This is a genomic window from Mesorhizobium alhagi CCNWXJ12-2, from assembly GCF_000236565.1.
Taxonomy (GTDB): domain Bacteria; phylum Pseudomonadota; class Alphaproteobacteria; order Rhizobiales; family Rhizobiaceae; genus Allomesorhizobium; species Allomesorhizobium alhagi.
The window spans coordinates 1-3,091 of record NZ_AHAM01000077.1 but is presented as its reverse complement, the minus strand read 5'-3'; the positions used below and the strand labels follow the sequence as shown (position 1 = coordinate 3,091).

4 protein-coding genes are annotated in these 3,091 nt (G+C 66.2%); all 4 read left to right on the top strand.

Features of this window, described 5'->3' with window-relative positions:
• On the top strand, positions 1-477 hold a 477-nt coding region (locus tag MAXJ12_RS10675; protein ID WP_008835851.1), incomplete at its 5' end, for a M24 family metallopeptidase.
• 9 nt (positions 478-486) lie between these two features.
• Complete coding sequence (locus MAXJ12_RS10670) at positions 487-1,743, top strand: sarcosine oxidase subunit beta family protein (RefSeq protein WP_008835850.1); 1,257 nt, start codon at positions 487-489, stop codon at positions 1,741-1,743.
• Between the two features lie 12 nt (positions 1,744-1,755).
• The gene (locus MAXJ12_RS10665) at positions 1,756-2,022 is read left to right on the top strand and encodes a sarcosine oxidase subunit delta (protein WP_008835849.1); all 267 of its coding nucleotides are present in this window, start codon (positions 1,756-1,758) and stop codon (positions 2,020-2,022) included.
• Positions 2,019-3,091: FAD-dependent oxidoreductase (locus MAXJ12_RS10660; RefSeq protein ID WP_008835848.1), on the top strand; the 1,073-nt coding region annotated here is incomplete at its 3' end. The genes MAXJ12_RS10665 and MAXJ12_RS10660, both read left to right, overlap by 4 nt.

Sequence of the window (3,091 nt, the reverse complement as noted above, 5' to 3'; positions counted from 1 at the left end):
CCCCGCAGGGGGGAGCCGGTCTTCGTCGAACTATCAGGCTGCCTCTCGCGCTATCACGCGCCGCTTGGACGACTCGTCCGCATAGGCCACATCAGCGACGAAGACGCAGCGATGGCTGAAGTGACCGCCAAGGCGTTCGACGCTGTGGTGAAGGCGCTCAAGCCCGGCGCCAAAGCGCGCGAGGTTTACGCTGCCTGGCAGGGCGTCGCCGATGAGGCCGGGCTTTCCCATTACCGCCGCCACCATTGCGGCTATCTCGTCGGCATCGGTCAGCCGCCGTCCTGGACCGGCGGCAATTCCGTCACCGGGCTGCGGCACGATTCCGACCTCGATATCGAGACTGGCATGAGCTTCCATATCCTGTCCTGGCTGATGCACACCGGTCGCGGCGACGATTTCATCTCCAATACGGTGCTCCTCACGGACGCTGGCGCGGAAGTGCTGACGCGCACGCCGACCGGCCCGATCGTTCGCTGAAGCGGCATCATGGCCCGCTATTCCGCCTTTTCGATTTTCCGCAACGCGCTCTCCGGTCAAAGGAATTGGCGGCGCGCCTGGCGCGCGGCGGAGCCGAAGCCTTCCTACGACGTGGTGATCATCGGCGGCGGCGGGCATGGCCTCGCCACTGCCTTCTACCTCGCCGAGAACCACGGCATCCGCAATGTGGCTGTGCTGGAGAAAGGCTATGTCGGCGGCGGCAATGTCGGCCGCAACACCACCGTCATCCGCTCCAATTACCTGCTCGACGGCAACACCCAGTTCTACGAATTCTCGATGAAGCTCTGGGAGGGCATGTCGCAGGCGCTGAATTTCAACGTCATGTTCTCGCAGCGCGGCCAACTCGTCACCGCGCATTCAGTCGACCAGTTGGACAGCTTCAGCCATCGCGCCAACATCATGCGGTTGAACGGCATCGACGCCGACATTCTCGACCGCGACGAGGTCCGCCGGCTGACACCCTATCTCGACTTCTCCGACACGGCGCGCTTTCCCATTCACGGCGCGATCTTCCAGGGCCGAGCCGGCACCGCGCGCCACGATGCCGTCGCCTGGGGCTATGCCCGCGCCGCCGACGGCCATGGCGTCGATATCATCCAGAATTGCGAGGTGACGGGCTTCGTCCGCGCCGGCGAAAAGATCGTCGGCGTCGAGACGACGAAGGGCCGAATTGGCGCCGGCAAGGTTGGCCTCGCTGTCGCCGGCCACACATCGGTGCTCGGCCAGAAGGCGGGCCTCGAACTGCCGATCGAAAGCCACGTCCTGCAGGCCTTCGTCACCGAACCGCTGAAGCCGATGGTCGATCACGTCGTCGCCTACGGCGCCGACCACTTTTATGTCAGCCAGTCCGACAAGGGCGGGCTGGTGTTCGGCGGCAATCTCGACGGCTACAATTCCTACGCCCAGCGCGGCAATCTCGGAGTCGTGCGCGAGGTGGCGGAGGCGGCGATCGCGCTGATGCCGTGCATTTCTCGCGTCCGGTTGCTGCGCCACTGGGGCGGCGTCATGGACATGACGCCCGACGCCAGTCCGATCATCTGCCCGGCTCCGATCGACGGCCTCTATCTCAACGGCGGCTGGTGCTATGGCGGCTTCAAGGCGACGCCGGCTTCCGGCTGGTGCTTTGCGCACACCATCGCGACCGGCAAGCCGCATCCGCTGGTCGCCGCCTTCGGCCTTGATCGTTTCCGCACCGGCCACACGCTCGACGAGGCCGGCGTCGGCCCCTCCGCCTGGCTGCAATAGGGGGCGAAAGAAATGCTGCGCATCGAATGCCCCTGCTGCGGTCCGCGCGACCACGACGAGTTCCGCTATGGCGGCGACGCGTCGGTCGCCCGCCCGGCGAACGACGACCCCGACCCGGACGCCTGGTATCGCTACGTTTATGTCCGCAAGAACCCGGCCGGCCCGCACCGCGAATTCTGGCAGCACGTCGTGGGCTGCAGGCAATGGCTGGCGGTCGAACGTGACACGCGGACCCACGCCATCGCATCGGTCAGCTTCGCCAGGAAATCGTCCACATGAAGCTTCCACCCAAGCGGCTTGCAGTCGGAGGCCGCATTGACCGGTCGCGACCGGTCGAATTCGCCTTCGATGGGAAGAAGCTGCACGGCTTCCATGGTGACACGCTCGCCTCGGCGCTGCTCGCCAACGACGTTGCGCTGGTCGGGCGCAGCTTCAAATATCATCGTCCGCGCGGCATTTTTTCCGCCGGCCCGGAAGAGCCTAATGCGCTGGTTACGCTCGGCACAGGCGGCAGGCGGGAGCCTAATCTGCCCGCCACCACACTGGAACTCGCCGACGGTATCGTCGCGCAGAGCCAGAACCGCTGGCCATCGCTCGCCTTCGATATCCAGAGCGTCAACGGGCTGTTTTCACCGTTCCTTTCGGCCGGCTTCTACTACAAGACATTTATGGGCCCGACCCGCCGCGCCTGGATGTTTTACGAGCACTTCATCCGCAAGGCAGCCGGTCTGGGCCGGGCGGGCACTGACCCGGATCCCGACCGCTACGAGGTCCGGTACGCCTTCTGCGATGTGGCCGTCATTGGCGGCGGGCCGGCGGGGCTTTCGGCCGCGCGCGCCGCGGCAAGCGCCGGAGCGCGTGTCGCGCTCATCGAGCAGGACTTCCTGTTCGGCGGCCAACTGCTTTCCGAGCGGCCGGACGGCAGCGCCGCAATCTGGCTGAATACGATCGAGGCCGAGCTGCGCGCGTTCGAAACCGTCTCCCTGATGCCGCGCACCGCCGCCTTCGGCATCTATGACGGCGGCGTTATCGGCCTCGTTCAGCGGCGCGGCGATGCCGGTACGGAGGAATCCGGCGAACCGCGTCAGGTCTTCACCATACTGCGCGCACGCTCGATCGTCTTTGCCGCAGGGGCGATGGAACGGCCGCTGGTGTTTCCCGACAATGATCGCCCCGGAATCATGCTCGCCTCGGCCGCGCGCGCCTACCTCAACCGCTTCGCCGTCCTGCCCGGAAGGCGCGTGATCGTCGCGACGACCAATGACGGCGCCTGGCGCACGGCCTTCGACCTTGCCACCGCGGGCGCGGAGGTAACCGTTGCCGATCTGCGTCGGGCCCCCGCCCCTTA